At 71.1% G+C, this 14,768-nt stretch carries 13 protein-coding genes; 9 read left to right on the top strand and 4 right to left on the bottom strand.

The genetic code is table 11. The features are described 5' to 3' along the window. Positions 1-49 precede the first annotated feature (49 nt). The gene (locus tag ACTWQC_RS03355; RefSeq protein WP_443313978.1) at positions 50-730 is read left to right on the top strand and encodes a response regulator transcription factor; all 681 of its coding nucleotides are present in this window, start codon (positions 50-52) and stop codon (positions 728-730) included. A 129-nt stretch (positions 731-859) separates the two neighbouring features. Next, on the top strand, positions 860-2,110 hold the full coding sequence (locus tag ACTWQC_RS03350) for an ATP-binding protein (protein ID WP_443313977.1): 1,251 nt from the start codon (positions 860-862) through the stop codon (positions 2,108-2,110). 92 nt (positions 2,111-2,202) lie between these two features. Here ACTWQC_RS03350 and ACTWQC_RS03345 read toward each other — a convergent pair whose 3' ends face one another. Then, a complete protein-coding gene (locus ACTWQC_RS03345; protein ID WP_443313976.1) occupies positions 2,203-2,712 on the bottom strand; it encodes a GtrA family protein in 510 nt (169 codons plus the stop codon). 198 nt (positions 2,713-2,910) lie between these two features. On the opposite strand from ACTWQC_RS03345, the gene ACTWQC_RS03340 reads away from it, so the two are divergent. The 4 genes from ACTWQC_RS03340 (at position 2,911) to ACTWQC_RS03325 (ending at position 7,143) form a co-directional block, all read left to right on the top strand. Continuing rightward, positions 2,911-4,062 (top strand): 5-(carboxyamino)imidazole ribonucleotide synthase, encoded by a 1,152-nt coding sequence (locus ACTWQC_RS03340; protein ID WP_443313975.1) that lies wholly within the window; start codon positions 2,911-2,913, stop codon positions 4,060-4,062. Continuing rightward, complete coding sequence (purE, locus tag ACTWQC_RS03335; protein WP_443313974.1) at positions 4,059-4,586, top strand: 5-(carboxyamino)imidazole ribonucleotide mutase; 528 nt, start codon at positions 4,059-4,061, stop codon at positions 4,584-4,586. Before ACTWQC_RS03340 ends, purE begins: the two co-directional genes overlap by 4 nt. Before the next feature lie 12 nt (positions 4,587-4,598). Beyond that, positions 4,599-5,792 (top strand): dipeptidase, encoded by a 1,194-nt coding sequence (locus ACTWQC_RS03330; RefSeq protein WP_443313973.1) that lies wholly within the window; start codon positions 4,599-4,601, stop codon positions 5,790-5,792. Positions 5,793-5,919: 127 nt separating this feature from the next. Further along, the gene (locus ACTWQC_RS03325; protein ID WP_443313972.1) at positions 5,920-7,143 is read left to right on the top strand and encodes a dipeptidase; all 1,224 of its coding nucleotides are present in this window, start codon (positions 5,920-5,922) and stop codon (positions 7,141-7,143) included. Positions 7,144-7,182: 39 nt separating this feature from the next. On the opposite strand, the gene ACTWQC_RS03320 is transcribed toward ACTWQC_RS03325, so the two are convergent. Further along, on the bottom strand, positions 7,183-8,526 hold the full coding sequence (locus tag ACTWQC_RS03320; RefSeq protein ID WP_443313971.1) for a UDP-glucose dehydrogenase family protein: 1,344 nt from the start codon (positions 8,524-8,526) through the stop codon (positions 7,183-7,185). Positions 8,527-8,730: 204 nt separating this feature from the next. Between ACTWQC_RS03320 and ACTWQC_RS03315 the strand changes: the two genes are divergently transcribed. Continuing rightward, the gene (locus ACTWQC_RS03315) at positions 8,731-9,888 is read left to right on the top strand and encodes an acyl-CoA dehydrogenase (RefSeq protein WP_443313970.1); all 1,158 of its coding nucleotides are present in this window, start codon (positions 8,731-8,733) and stop codon (positions 9,886-9,888) included. A 102-nt stretch (positions 9,889-9,990) separates the two neighbouring features. Here the strand turns inward: ACTWQC_RS03315 and ACTWQC_RS03310 are convergent, their stop codons facing one another. Continuing rightward, a complete protein-coding gene (locus ACTWQC_RS03310; RefSeq protein ID WP_443313969.1) occupies positions 9,991-11,301 on the bottom strand; it encodes an LCP family protein in 1,311 nt (436 codons plus the stop codon). Positions 11,302-11,429: 128 nt separating this feature from the next. Here ACTWQC_RS03310 and ACTWQC_RS03305 point away from each other — a divergent pair, with 128 nt between their 5' ends. Beyond that, positions 11,430-11,978 carry an acyl-CoA thioesterase gene (locus ACTWQC_RS03305; RefSeq protein WP_443313968.1) on the top strand — a complete coding sequence of 183 codons (549 nt, stop codon included), beginning with the start codon at positions 11,430-11,432 and terminating at the stop codon, positions 11,976-11,978. 25 nt (positions 11,979-12,003) lie between these two features. On the opposite strand, the gene ACTWQC_RS03300 is transcribed toward ACTWQC_RS03305, so the two are convergent. Next, entirely contained in the window at positions 12,004-13,437 is a 1,434-nt protein-coding gene (locus ACTWQC_RS03300; protein WP_443313967.1) for an LCP family protein, read from the bottom strand. 271 nt (positions 13,438-13,708) lie between these two features. Between ACTWQC_RS03300 and ACTWQC_RS03295 the strand changes: the two genes are divergently transcribed. Beyond that, positions 13,709-14,731 carry a glycosyltransferase family 2 protein gene (locus ACTWQC_RS03295; protein WP_443313966.1) on the top strand — a complete coding sequence of 341 codons (1,023 nt, stop codon included), beginning with the start codon at positions 13,709-13,711 and terminating at the stop codon, positions 14,729-14,731. Positions 14,732-14,768 lie beyond the last annotated feature (37 nt).

The raw sequence follows: 14,768 nt of genomic DNA, 5'->3' as shown, positions 1-14,768 counted from the left end.
CCTTGTCAGGACGGGGCGCCCCGGCGAAAGTGCGGACTACCATCACTCCATGACCCGAGTACTGCTCGCCGAGGATGACTCATCCATCTCGGAGCCGCTCGCCCGCGCACTGCGCCGTGAGGGGTACGAGGTCGAGGTGCGGGAGGACGGTCCCACCGCTCTCGACGCCGGTCTCCAGGGAAGTGTCGACCTCCTCGTCCTCGACCTGGGCCTGCCGGGCATGGACGGTCTCGAGGTCTGCCGGAGGCTCCGTACGGAGGGCCACGGCTTCCCGGTGCTCGTGCTCACCGCCCGGGCCGACGAGGTGGACACCGTCGTCGGGCTCGACGCGGGCGCCGACGACTACGTCACCAAGCCCTTCCGCCTTGCCGAGCTCCTCGCGCGCGTGCGGGCCCTGCTGCGCCGCGGGGCAGCGGAAGCGCAGGCGCAGCCGCCTGCCACCCACGGCGTGCGGATCGACGTCGAGTCGCACCGCGCCTGGATGGGCGAGGAGGAGCTGCAGCTCACCGCGAAGGAGTTCGACCTGCTGCGGGTGCTCGTACGGGACGCGGGCCGGGTCGTCACGCGCGACCAGCTGATGCGTGAGGTGTGGGACACCACGTGGTGGTCCTCCACCAAGACCCTCGACATGCACATCTCCTGGCTCCGCAAGAAGCTCGGCGACGACGCCGCGAACCCGCGCTACATCGCCACCGTGCGTGGGGTCGGCTTCCGGTTCGAGAAGAGCTAGTGCGCTCCGGGCGGGAAGCGGTGATGCATAGCATCGAGTGCCGGGCGGGGCGGCGGAATGCCGCGCTCGGCTCGGGGGCGGCCGTCCGCGCGGCCCGCCGATTCGTGTGATCCCTGCCCGGAGGGCAAAGTGCGCCGCCGTCTGATCAACTCCACGCTCGCCGTAGTGCTCGTCGTCATCGCCGTCTTCGGCATCTCCCTGGTGATCGTCGAGACCAGGACGATCGAGAACAGCGCCCGGGAGAGCGTCGGCTCGGAGGCCGTACGCCTGGTCAGCATCGTCGACAGCCGCCTGCTGGGCGGCGAGCGGATCAGCCCCGAGGTGCTGCGCAACCAGATCACCCCCGACCGCTACGCCCGGATCGAGATGCCGGGACGGGCGCCCGTCGAAGTCGGCGAGCGGCCCGAGGGCGATGCCATCGAGGCGAAGGAGCGCGGCGAGGAGGGCGAGACGGTGACCGTCCAGGCGTCCTCGAGCACGGTCACCGAGGAGATCGGCCGCACGCTGCTGATCATCCTCGCGGTCGCGCTGCTCGCCGTCGTCGCCGCCGTCCTGCTCGCCGTACGCCAGTCGCACCGGCTGACCGCTCCGCTCACCGATCTCGCCGAGACCGCGGAGCGGCTGGGCTCCGGCGACCCGCGGCCGCGCCACCGGCGGTACGGGGTCCCCGAGCTGGACCGGGTCGCCGACGTCCTCGACGCGAGCGCCGAGCGGATCGGACGGATGCTGACGGCCGAGCGGCGGCTGGCCGCCGACGCCTCCCACCAGCTCCGTACGCCGCTGACCGCGCTCACCATGCGGCTGGAGGAGATCACCGCCACGGACGACCTGACGACGGTGAAGGACGAGGCGACGATCGCGCTCGGACAGGTCGAGCGGCTGACCGACGTGGTGCAGCGGCTGCTCACCAACTCCCGGGACCCGCACACCGGATCGGCCGTCGGCTTCGATCTGGACGAGGTGGTCAAGCAGCAGATCGAGGAGTGGCGGCCGGCCTACCGGAGCGCCGGGCGGATCATCGTCCGCTCGGGCAAGAAGGGGCTCCGGGCCGTGGGCACCCCGGGCGCCGTCGCGCAGGTGCTGGCGGCGCTGATCGAGAACTCGCTGATGCACGGCGCCGGTCCGGTGGCCATCCGCACCCGGGTCACGGGCAACCAGGTGGTGGTCGAGGTCACGGACGAGGGGCCGGGCGTGCCGCCGGACCTGGGGGCCCGGGTCTTCGAGCGCACGGTCAGCGGGCGGAGCTCCACGGGGCTCGGCCTGGCGGTGGCGCGGGACCTGGCGGAGGCGGACGGCGGGCGCCTCGAGCTGCTCCAGCAGCAGCCGCCGGTCTTCGCGCTTTTCCTGAGCCGCGATGGGGGCACCCCCACCCAGCGGTAGTCCCCCTGGGCCCAACGGCCCGGGAGGTGCGCCAGGGGAAGGACCATGAGAAGGGCCGGGGCCGAGGCCCGGAGCCGAGCGGGCAGCCTGCGTCACTTCGTCCGGTTGAGCGTGTTCTCCTCGAGGAACGATTCCGCGGTCTCGACGGCCTTGCGCCCGGGCAGCGCCCGGAACACCCACGTCCGGTACGACCAGAAGCGGAAGACCGTGGCGATGCCGAGCCCGATCACGTTCTTCGCGATGTTGTCCGCGACGGTCGAGGTGAAGCCGAAGCCGTAGTGGGAGAGGGCCAGGATGCCGTTCTCGATCACCAGGCCGACACCGCTGAAGAGGAAGAAGAGCGTGAGCTCGCGGCTGCGCCGGGACTTGTCGCAGTCCCGGTAGGTCCAGTAGCGGTTGCCGACGTAGTTCGTGCAGATCGCGATGAAGGTGGCAATTACGCCGGAGCGCACCACGGCCAGGCCGACGGCGTGCACACACAGGTTGAAGACGACGAAGTTCACCAGGAAACCGACGGCGCCGACGGTCCCGAACTTGGCGAGCTCGCGGGCCAGCTGTTTGAGCTGCTCCAGCCGCGAACGCAGTGTGCGCCGTTCACTCATAGTGATCGTGTGGCTCCGTTACTGGCGTGGTCTCGGCTTCAGCCCGGCTTCCTCATGCTAACCAGGGGCCCCTCATGACGCTGGCCGACACCCGCGGATGGCCGGGCCTCTCATATGGAGTTCCCCACGTCGAAGCGCTTGGAGGATCGTCCAAGGCGCGGGGCGGAAGCGGTCCCGGTGTGCGGATACCCTGGGTGGGTGACGTTCCCGGTAGTCGGCATGGTCGGCGGCGGCCAGCTCGCCCGTATGACCCACGAGGCGGGCATCCCCCTCGGCCTGAAGTTCAAGCTCCTCAGCGACACTCCGCAGGACTCTGCGGCGCAGGTCGTCAGCGACGTCGTCGTTGGCGATTACCACGACCTCGAGACCCTTCGTGCTTTCGCACAGGGCTGCGATGTCGTCACCTTCGACCACGAGCACGTGCCGACCGAGCACCTGCGGGTCCTGGAGGCGGACGGCGTCGTCATCCGCCCGGGGATCGAGGCCCTGATCCACGCCCAGGACAAGGGCGTGATGCGGGCCAGGCTCGACGCGATCGGCGTGCCCTGTCCGCGTCACCGGATTGTGGCGGACCCGGCCGACGTCGTGCGCTTCGCCGAGGAAGGCGGAGGCTTCCCCGTCGTCCTGAAGACCGTGCGGGGCGGTTACGACGGCAAGGGGGTTTGGATCGTCCGCAGCGCAGAAGAGGCGGGTGACCCGTTCAAAGCGGGAGTTCCCGTCCTCGCCGAGGAGAAGGTCGACTTCGTCCGGGAACTCGCCGCCAACGTCGTACGGTCCCCGCACGGCCAGGCCGTCGCCTACCCCGTCGTGGAGTCCATCCAGGTCGACGGCGTCTGCGACACCGTGATCGCCCCCGCGCCCGGCCTCTCGGAGGAGCTGTCCCTCAAGGCGCAGGAGCTGGCCCTGACCGTCGCCAAGGAGCTGGACGTCATCGGCCATCTCGCGGTGGAGCTCTTCGAGACCCGAAGCGACGACGGCACTTCTGGGATTCTGGTCAACGAGCTGGCGATGCGCCCGCACAACTCCGGCCACTGGACTCAGGACGGCGCCGTCACCTCGCAGTTCGCCAACCACGTACGGGCCGTCCTCGACCTGCCGCTCGGCGACCCGCGCCCGCGCGCGAAGTGGACCGTCATGGCCAACGTCCTCGGCGGCGACTTCCCCGACATGTACTCCGCGTATCTGCACTGCATGGCCCGCGACCCGCAGTTGAAGATCCATATGTATGGCAAGGACGTGAAGCCGGGCCGTAAGGTCGGCCATGTCAACGTCTACGGCGACGACCTGGCCGACGTGCGCGAGCGCGCCCGGCACGCCGCCGACTATCTGCGAGGGACGATCAAGGAATGAGCTCAGCCCCTGCCATCGGCATCGTGATGGGCTCCGACTCGGACTGGCCGGTGATGGAGGCCGCCGCCAAGGCGCTCGACGAGTTCGAGGTGCCCTACGAGGTCGATGTCGTGTCGGCGCACCGCATGCCGCGCGAGATGGTCGCGTACGGCGAGCAGGCCGCGGACCGCGGACTCAAGGCGATCATCGCGGGCGCGGGCGGCGCCGCCCACCTGCCCGGCATGCTCGCCTCCGTGACCCCGCTCCCGGTGATCGGCGTCCCCGTGCCCCTGAAGTACCTCGACGGCATGGACAGCCTGCTCTCCATCGTGCAGATGCCGGCCGGCGTCCCCGTCGCCACCGTCTCCGTCGCGGGCGCCCGCAACGCCGGCCTGCTCGCGGTCCGGATGCTCGCCGCCCACGACCCCGAACTCCTCGCCCGCATGCGGAAGTTCCAGGGCGAGCTGAACGAGCAGGCCACGGAGAAGGGCAAGCGGCTGCGGGCCAAGGTCGACGGCACCGCGGGCTTCGGTTTCGGCCAGTAAAGGACGGCGACGGTGCCCGAATACGGTGAACTCGCCCGCGAACTGCTCGCCGCCCACCCCGTGGCCGACGGCCACAACGACCTCCCCTGGGCCCTGCGCGAGCAGGTCCGCTACGACATCGACCGGCGGGACATCGCCACCGACCAGAGCGCGTACCTGCACACCGACATCCCGCGGCTGCGGGCCGGCGGAGTCGGCGCGCAATTCTGGTCCGTGTACGTCCGCTCGGACATGGCAGGGGACCAGGCCGTCAGCGCCACCCTCGAACAGATCGATGTCGTCGGACAGCTGATCCGGCGTTACCCGCGCGACCTGCGCCGGGCCCTCACCGCGGACGACATGGAGGCTGCCCGCGCCGAGGGCCGTATCGCCTCCCTGATGGGCGCCGAGGGTGGCCACAGCATCAACTGCTCGCTCGCCACCCTGCGCGCCTTCTACGACCTCGGCGTGCGCTATATGACGCTCACCCACAACGACACCATCCCGTGGGCGGACTCGGCGACCGACGAGCCGCGGGCGAACGGGCTCACGCGCTTCGGCGAGGAAGTGGTCCGCGAGATGAACCGGACCGGCATGCTCGTCGACCTCTCCCACGTCTCGGCCGACACCATGCGCGACGCGCTGCGCGTCACCGAGGCCCCGGTGATCTTCTCGCACTCCTCGGCCCGCGCCGTCTGCGACCACCCGCGCAACATCCCCGACGACGTCCTGGGGCTTCTTCCGCTCAACGGCGGCGTGGCCATGGCCACCTTCGTCCCGAAGTTCATCCTCCCCGCGGCCATCGAGTGGACCCGGGGCGCCGACGAGAACATGCGCGCCCACGGTCTGCACCCGCTCGACACCACCCCGGCCGGGCTCAAGGTCCAGCGCGCGTACGAGGAGGCCAACCCGCGGCCGGTCGCCACCGCCACCACCGTGGCCGACCACCTCGACCACATGCGCGAGGCGGCGGGCATCGACCACATCGGCATCGGCGGTGACTACGACGGCACCGCCTTCACGCCCGCGGGCCTCGACGACGTCGCCGGGTACCCGAACCTGATCGCCGAGCTGCTGCGCCGCGGCTGGTCCCCGTCCGACGTCGCCAAGCTGACGTGGCACAACGCGGTGCGCGCGCTCCGGGCCGCCGAGGACGTGGCACGCGGGATCCAGGCGGACCCGCGGCGCCGCCCCTCGAACGCGACGATCGAGGAGCTCGACGGCTGACGGCCTAACGGCTCGTCAGGTCGGTTGGGCGGCGCACCACCCGTACGCCTCTCCCACCGCGAAAGGCCCGGACCAGCGTGTCAGGGTGGCGGAAGAACCCCGACCGCCGAGCACGAAAGTCCGCGCCATGGCCGACCTCGCCCCCGTCCTGCTGGACGCGACCGACCTGCTGGACCCGCCCGCGCTGAACGCGCCGCCCGCGCCCTCAGCCGCGCCCGCTACCCCGGTCGACCCCTGCACCGAGGCGGAACTGTCTCCCGATCCCGGGGTGCCCGACGCGGCGGCGCGCGCCCGGGCCCTGCTCGCCCGGCACCCCGTGGTGGACGGCCTCAACGGGCTCGCCTGGGAACTGCGGCTGCGCTCCGGCCACGAGCTGACCCCCAGCCGCTTCGACCTCGACACCGGCGAGGGCGGGGTGCACACCGACATCCCCCGGCTCCGGGCCGGGCATGTGGCCGCGCAGTTCTGGTCGGTCTCCGTGCCCGAGGTGGTGACGGGCGACCGCGCGGTCAGCGTCACTCTCGAGCAGGTCGAGTTCGTCCACGCCCTCATCCGCGCCTACCCCGACGCGCTGCGCCTGACCCTCACCGCGGACGACATGATCGAGGCGCGCCGGCGCGGCCGTGTCGCCTCGCTGCTGGCCGCGGGCGGCGGCCAGTGCATCGACAGCTCGCTGGGCGCGCTGCGCGCCCTGTTCCAGCTGGGCGTGCGCCGGATGGCGCTCGCCGAGGGGCGGAACACCCCGTGGGCGGACGCAGCGGCCGACGAGCCGCGCGCGGGCGGCCTCACGCTCTTCGGCGAGGAGGTCATCCGGGAGATGAACCGGATCGGGATGCTCGTCGACCTGTCCGGCAGCTCGGCCGCCACCATGCGGCGCGCCATCGCCATCAGCAAGGCCCCGGTGGTCTTCTCCCACTCCGCCGCCCGGGCCCTGACCGACCACCCGGCCAACGTCCCCGACGACGTGCTGGACCGGATGGCGGCGCGCGGCGGCGTCTGCATGGTGACCTTCGAGGCGGAGTACGTGTGCCCGGACGGGGAGGGGACGGCGACCGTACGGGATGTGGCCGACCACCTGGACCACGTACGGGCCGTGGCGGGCCCGGACCACATCGGCCTCGGCGCCTCGTACGACACCGGCGGCGTCGGTCGCCCGATGGGCCTCGAGGACACGTCCGGCTATCCGCGGCTGATTGCGGAACTTGTGGAGCGCGGCTGGCCGGAGTCGGACCTGGCGAAGCTGACCTGGCAGAACGCCCTGCGGGTGATGCGGGACACGGAGTTCACCGCCCGCGCCACCCAGCACCGCCGCGCCCCGTCGACGGTGACGATCGGCCGCCTGGACGGCTAGCGCCGGCGCCCGACGGCGGCCACGACCCGCCGGAAGGCGCTACGCCCGCGGGCGCCCCAGGGCCCGGTACGTCCAGCCCGCCTCGCGCCACAGCTCCGGGTCCAGCGCGTTGCGGCCGTCCAGGATCCGCCGCTCCGCGACGGCCTGGCCGAGCGCCGCCGGGTCCAGGTCGCGGAACTCCTGCCACTCGGTGAGGTGGAGCACCACGTCCGCACCGCGCGCCGCGTCCAGCGCCGTCGGGGCGTACCCGAGGGTCGGGAACAGACGGCGGGCGTTCTCGATGCCCTTGGGGTCGTAGACGGTGACCTGGCCGCCCTGGAGGTGGATCTGCCCGGCGACGTTGAGCGCGGGGGAGTCCCGTACGTCGTCGGAGTCCGGCTTGAAGGTCGCCCCGAGCACCGTCACGCGCTTGCCGAGGAAGCTGCCGCCGCCCAGCGCCTCGCGGGTGAGCTCCACCATCTGCCCGCGGCGCCGCATGTTGATGGAGTCGATCTCGCGGAGGAAGGTGAGCGCCTGGTCCACGCCCAGCTCACCGGCCCGGGCCATGAAGGCGCGGAGGTCCTTGGGCAGGCAGCCGCCGCCGAAGCCGATTCCGGCCCGCAGGAACTTCTTGCCGATCCGCTCGTCGTGCCCGATGGCCTCCGCCAGCTTCACCACGTCGCCGTCGGCCGCCTCGCACACCTCGGCCATCGCGTTGATGAACGAGATCTTGGTGGCGAGGAAGGAGTTGGCGGAGGCCTTCACCAGCTCGGCGGTCGGGTAGTCGGTGACGATGAAGGGCGAGCCCTCTGCGACGGGGGTCTGGTACACCTCGCGCAGCTGCTTCTCCGCGCGCTCGCTCGTGACGCCGACCACGATCCGGTCCGGGTGCAGCGTGTCCTGGACGGCGAAGCCCTCGCGCAGGAACTCCGGGTTCCAGGCCAGCTCCGCGTCCTCGCCCACCGGGGCCAGCTCGGCGAGCCGGTCCGCGAGCCGGGCCGCGCTGCCCACCGGCACGGTGGACTTGCCGACGACGAGGCAGGGCCGCCGCAGATGCGGCGCCAGCTGCTCGAAGGCGGTGTCGACGTAACTCATGTCGGCCGCGTACTCGCCGTGTTTCTGCGGGGTGTTCACGCAGACGAAGTGGACGTCGCCGAACTCCGCAATCTCCTCGTAGGAGGTGGTGAAGCGCAGCCGCCCCGAGGAGCCCTCCAGGCCCGCGACATGTCGGCCCAGCAACTCCTCCAGCCCCGGCTCGTACATCGGCACCCGGCCCGCCGAGAGCATCTCCACCTTCTCCGGAGAGATGTCGACGCCCAGCACCTCGAAGCCCAGCTCTGCCATGGCGGCGGCGTGCGTGGCGCCAAGGTATCCGGTGCCGATCACGGTGATCTTCGGGGCCATGTGTGCTCCATGGTGGGTCGGGCTGGACTGCGGGCCCGAGCATAGTCTGGCTGTGAGGCGGGCATCCCCAGAGCTGCGCCTGGGAGGTGTCCCCAGGCGCGGTGGGGAGTTCGCTGTCAGCAAGGTCACGTATGCCCGGCCGCTGCCCGCCTCTAGAATTGAGTTACTTAACGGTAATTAGCGATTCTGGGGAGTGAAGGCACCGTGGCGGGCTCGACAGATTTCGACCTCTACCGGCCGTCGGAGGAGCACGACATGCTCCGCGAGTCGGTGCGCTCGCTCGCCGAGGCGAAGATCGCGCCGTTCGCCGCCGAGGTGGACGAGGAGGGCCGCTTCCCGCAGGAGGCCCTGGAGGCGCTGGTCGCGAACGACCTGCACGCGGTGCACGTCCCCGAGTCCTACGGCGGCGCCGGCGCCGACGCGCTGGCGACCGTGATCGTCATCGAGGAGGTGGCGCGCGTCTGTGCGTCCTCCTCCCTGATCCCCGCGGTCAACAAGCTCGGCTCGCTCCCCGTCATCCTCTCCGGCTCCGAGCAGCTGAAGAAGACCTACCTGAGCCAGCTCGCCAAGGGCGACGCGATGTTCTCGTACTGCCTGTCCGAGCCGGACGCGGGCTCCGACGCCGCCGGCATGAAGACCAGGGCCGTGCGCGACGGCGACGACTACATCCTCAACGGCGTCAAGCGCTGGATCACCAACGCCGGCGTCAGCGAGTACTACACGGTCATGGCCGTGACCGACCCCGAGAAGCGCAGCAAGGGCATATCGGCGTTCGTCGTCGAGAAGTCCGACGAGGGCGTCTCCTTCGGCGCCCCGGAGAAGAAGCTGGGCATCAAGGGCTCCCCGACCCGCGAGGTCTACCTCGACAACGTCCGCATCCCCGCCGACCGCATGATCGGCGAGGAGGGCACCGGCTTCGCCACGGCCATGAAGACCCTGGACCACACCCGCATCACCATCGCGGCGCAGGCGCTGGGCATCGCGCAGGGCGCGCTCGACTACGCCAAGGGGTACGTCCAGGAGCGCAAGCAGTTCGGCAAGCCGATCGCCGACTTCCAGGGCGTCCAGTTCATGCTCGCCGACATGGCGATGAAGCTGGAGGCCGCCCGCCAGCTCACCTACGCCGCGGCCGCCAAGTCCGAGCGCGTCGACAGCGACCTGACCTTCTTCGGCGCGGCCGCCAAGTGCTACGCCTCGGACGCCGCCATGGAGATCACCACGGACGCGGTCCAGCTCCTCGGCGGCTACGGCTACACCCGCGACTACCCGGTCGAGCGCATGATGCGCGACGCCAAGATCACCCAGATCTACGAGGGCACCAACCAGGTCCAGCGCATCGTCATGGCCCGCAACCTGCCGTAGCCCGCCGCCCGTACGACGAAGGGCCCCGCCGACCGGATCGGCGGGGCCCTTCGTCGTACGGCTTCGCTCAGCTGATCGGGCTGATCGAGCTGATCGAGCAGGTCAGTCGCCGGAGACCGTGACCTTCTCGTCGTTCTTGAGCTCGTTCACCAGCTGCTTGAGCTTGGCCTTGTCCCAGACCAGGTTGCCGCCGGAGCTGCCCGAGATCGGCATGTTCATCGACTTGCCCTCGCCGCCCGTGACGCCCTTCATGGCAAAGAACATCTCGGCCAGGTCGAAGAGGCTCATGTCCTCGTCGACGACGAGCGTGTCCAGGCCCGCGCCCATCGTCGGGTAGAGCTTGAAGGGATTCAGCACGGTCGAGGGAGTGGCGGTCTGGCCGGCCAGGGCCGAAAGGAACTTCTGCTGGTTCTTCGTACGGTCCAGGTCGCCGCCGGTCAGGCCGTACCGCTGGCGCACGAACGCCAGGGACTGCTCGCCGTTGAGGGTGTGCTTGCCCGGCTCGAAGTTGGATCCGGACTTCTTGTCCTTCATCTCCTGCTCGATGTCGATCTCGACACCGCCGACCGCGTCCACGATCTTGGCGAAGCCGCCGAAGCCGATCTCCGCGTAGTGGTCGATGTGCAGGCCGGTGTTGTATTCGACGGTGCGGACCAGCAGCTCCGGGCCGTCCTCCGCGTAGGCCGCGTTGAGCTTGGTGTGCCGACCCTCGGCCGGGAACAGCTTGCCGGACTCCGAGCCCTTGAAGGACGGGATCTCCACGTCGGAGTCGCGGGGCAGCGAGATCATCGTGTTCCCGTTGCTGCCCACGTGCAGGATCATCATCGAGTCCGTGCGCTTGCCCTCGGCGGAGCCGGTGCGCAGCCTCTTCTTCTCCTCGGCGGACATGCCCTCACGGCTGTCGGAGCCGACGATCAGGTAGTTCGTGCCCGCGCCCGTCTCCGGCCGCTCGATGACCTTGGACAGGTCCACTTCGCGCTTCAGCTTGGAGTCGGCCCAGAAGTACGTGGCTATGGAGACGCCGAGGAAGACGATGACCAGCGTCAGCACACCGCGCTTGATGCGGCGGCGCCGGTTGGGGGCGGGGCGGCCGTCCGGGCCACGACTGAAAAAGTCATCGCCCCGGCCACCGCCGTAGACCTGGCCTTGGTTGTAGCCGTCGTCCGCATAGTCGTCGTAGTCGTCATAGCCCCGCTGGCCCGGGACGGCGCCCCGGTGCGGAGAGAGACCCGGCGGAAGCGGCGGCTCTGCCTGCGGCCCGCTACCGCCGTAGCCCCCACCGCCGTAGCCGCCACCCGAGCGCGGGCGCTGCACATGGCGCATGCTGCGTGCGGACTCGGGCCGGGCGCTCGCGCTGCCGCGCCCGTAGCCGTCCCTGCCGTCGCCGGTCCATCCCTGGGGCCACTCGTTCATAGGGAGGAGTGTGCCTTCCGGGGCGACTGTCATACAGGGCGAGTGGCGAATCGCACCCCGCCTGTAGCAGACCTGATGCAAAGCTACGAGGCCGGGGTCATGGTTTATGGCCGCATAAGGTTGAGGGCATGACCGAACAGGCAGCGGCCCCGGAAGCAGAGATTCCGGGCAAGCCCACCTCCGCTTCGCGCACCACGCTCAGCCACATCATGACGGCGGCCGACACCAACCTTCTCGGCACCGTCCACGGCGGAGTGATCATGAAGCTGGTGGACGACGCGGCGGGTGCGGTCGCCGGGCGGCACTCGGGCGGTCCTGCGGTCACCGCCTCCATGGACGAGATGGTGTTCCTGGAGCCGGTCCACGTCGGCGACCTCGTGCATGTGAAGGCCCAGTGCAACTGGACCGGGCGCTCCTCCATGGAGATCGGGGTCCGGGTCATGGCCGAGCGCTGGAACGAGTCCACGCCCGCGAGCCAGGTCGGAAGCGCCTATCTCGTCTTCGCGGCGGTCGACGCGGACGGCAAGCCGCGGCCCGTACCGCAGGTGGTACCCGAGACCGAGCGGGACAAGCGGCGCTACCAGGAGGCCCAGATCCGGCGCACGCACCGCCTGGCCCGCCGCCGGGCGATCAAGGAACTGCGCGCGAAGCGGGCTGCCGAGGGCATCGGCGACTGAAGGGCCCAGTGCGGCTTCGCCTTTCCTAGTCGCAGATGACCTGGTCGCCCGTGACCGCCGTTACCGGGTCCTCGGGCCGCACCTTGCGCACCTGCCGGAAGTCCTCGCCGACCGTGACCCGTATCACCGGCCCGTGGCCGTACTCCGGCCGCAGCTCCGCGCCCGGCAGCGCGGCCGCGACCGTACGCGCCGAGCGGTCCCAGGCCGGGTCGTACGTGACGACCGTGCGGCGGGTGCCGACGCCGGCGTCGCCGGGGGAGCCGGTGGTGACGAACCCGGTGGCGCGCAGCGCCCGGGTCACGCGGTGCCCAAGCCCTGCCCGGTCCGTGCCGTTGTCCACCCGTACCCGGATCCGCTCGGGCGCCACGTCGACCAGAGCCGTGCGCTGCCGGCCCGGGCGGTGGGCGGCCAGCGGCCGGTCCCCGCGCAGCGCGCGGAAGATCTTCCCGGCCTTCTCCCTGTCCCACATCACGGTCGAGCCGAGGCCCGGCACCGGATAGCTGGGGTCGGCGATCGGCACCGAGACGAACTCCGACGAGGACGGCTTGAAGTGCCGCATCGCCCGGCCCAGGTCCACCATCTCGTCCGTGCCGAAGCCGCGGTCCGCGCGCACCGAGCCGAGGAGGGTGGTCGCGACCCGGTTGAACTTCACCGGGTTGATGAGCACGCCGCCGTCGGCCACCCGGTGCACGAGCGCGGCGAGGAAGCGCTGCTGGCGCTGCATCCGGCCGAGGTCGGAGGCGCCGTCGATGTGCCGGGAGCGTACGTACTGCAGGGCCTCGCCGCCGTTCAGCCTGCTGGTGCCGACGGGCAGGTCGAGGCCGGTGTAGCGGTCCCGCATCGGCCGCACCGAGCAGATGTCGACCCCGCCGACGACGTCGACGGTCTTCATGAAGCTGACGAAGTCCACTTCGAGGTAGTGGTCGATGTGCAGCCCTGTCATCTCCTCGACGGTGCGCACGGTCAGCTGCGGACCGCCGTGTGCGTACGCGGCATTGATCTTGCCGGGACTGGCGGGGAGCCGCTCGCCGGTCGTCCGGTCGGTGTGCGCGGGCAGCTGGACGTACGAGTCGCGCGGGATGCTCAGGACGCTGGCCCGGCGCCGGTCGCCCGACAGGTGCACCAGCATGATCGTGTCGGTGCAGTGGCAGGGGGCGCCGCCGAGGTGGTACCGCTTCCGCTGCTGCTGGGTGAGCTTCTCCCTGCCGTCGGTGCCGACGAGCAGGAAGTTCTGCCCGTCGCTGCCCCTGGGGCGGTCGTTCAGCCCTTCGAAGGGATCGATCCGGCCGATGGCGGTGTCGAGCCCGGAGACCACCGCGTGCCCGCTGCCCGCGGCCGCCAGCAGGAGTGCGGAGAGGCAGGCCGCGCACCGCAGTCCCCAGCGGGGGCGGGATTTCGGGGTGCGGCGCGGGCGGCGGGTGCGGGGCTGCGACCGGGATGAGGGGGCCGGTGCGGTCACCAGTAGGACTCCTCCGCAGGGGCTGGGGGTACTTCCCCTGGCTTCGCCGGGGGGACCCCCGCCCAGGCGAAACTCTGGGAAGTGACCTGCGCCACGCTAGGGGCCGTGCGCTCCGGGTCCGAGGTCCCACGCCGCCCGCGGCCGGGCTGCACTCGGCCGCGTACGGCCGTGTCCTCCGTTCGCGGTAACGTGAGCTCCCGTACTGCAATCTCCCGGGGCGCACAGCTGTCGACAGTGGCTCCGCCACGGGCCGTACCCCCGAGGAAAACCCTTGCCCGCATCCCGATCGACGCCACCCGCGGTCTCCGTGATCATGCCGGTGCTCAACGAGGAACGGCATCTGCGCACTTCGGTCCGCCACATCCTGGAGCAGGAGTACGCGGGCGAGCTGGAGGTGGTGATCGCCCTCGGCCCGTCCACGGACCGTACGGACGAGCTCGCCGCCGAGCTCGTACGGGAGGACGCGCGCGTGCACACGGTGCCGAACCCCACGGGCCGTACGCCCGCCGCCCTCAACGCGGCGATCAAGGCGTCGCGGCACCCGGTCGTGGTGCGCGTCGACGGGCACGGGATGCTCTCGCCCGACTACATCGCCACGGCCGTGCGGCTGCTGGACGAAACGGGCGCGCAGAACGTCGGCGGCATCATGCACGCCGAGGGCGAGAACGACTGGGAGCGGGCCGTCGCCGCCGCCATGACCTCGAAGATCGGCGTGGGCAACGCGGCCTTCCACACCGGCGGCGAGGCGGGCCCCGCAGAGACCGTGTATCTGGGCGTCTTCCGGCGCGAAGCGCTGGAGCAGCAGGGCGGATACAACGAGGAGTTCATCCGCGCCCAGGACTGGGAGCTGAACTTCCGGATCCGCGAGGCGGGCGGTCTGATCTGGTTCTCGCCCGAGCTGAAGGTGTCCTACCGGCCGCGGCCGACCGTGCGCGCGCTCGCCAAGCAGTACAAGGACTACGGGCGTTGGCGGCACGTCGTCGCCCGCTACCACGAGGGCTCGATCAACCTCCGCTACCTCGCCCCGCCGACCGCGCTGGCCGCCATAACCGTGGGCCTGGTGGTGGGCGCGGCGGTCACGCCGTGGGCCTTCGCCGTCCCGGCCGGCTACCTCGCGGCGATCGCCGCGGGCTCGGTCCCGGCGGGCCGGGGCCTGCCGGTGAAGGCGCGGCTGCGGATCCCGGTGGCCCTGGTCACGATGCACATGTCGTGGGGCTGGGGCTTCCTGACCAGCCCGCGGTCCCTGGCGAAGAAGGTCATCGCCAGCCGCCGCCCGGCGGTACTGGCCCGCTAGCGGGCCGCGGCCGCGCGGGGCGCCCGGGGCCGGTCGG

This window comes from Streptomyces sp. 8N616, from assembly GCF_052246385.1.
Lineage (GTDB): Bacteria > Actinomycetota > Actinomycetes > Streptomycetales > Streptomycetaceae > Streptomyces.
Note: the sequence above shows the minus strand (reverse complement) of the source record. Positions and strands in the feature narration are given on the sequence as shown.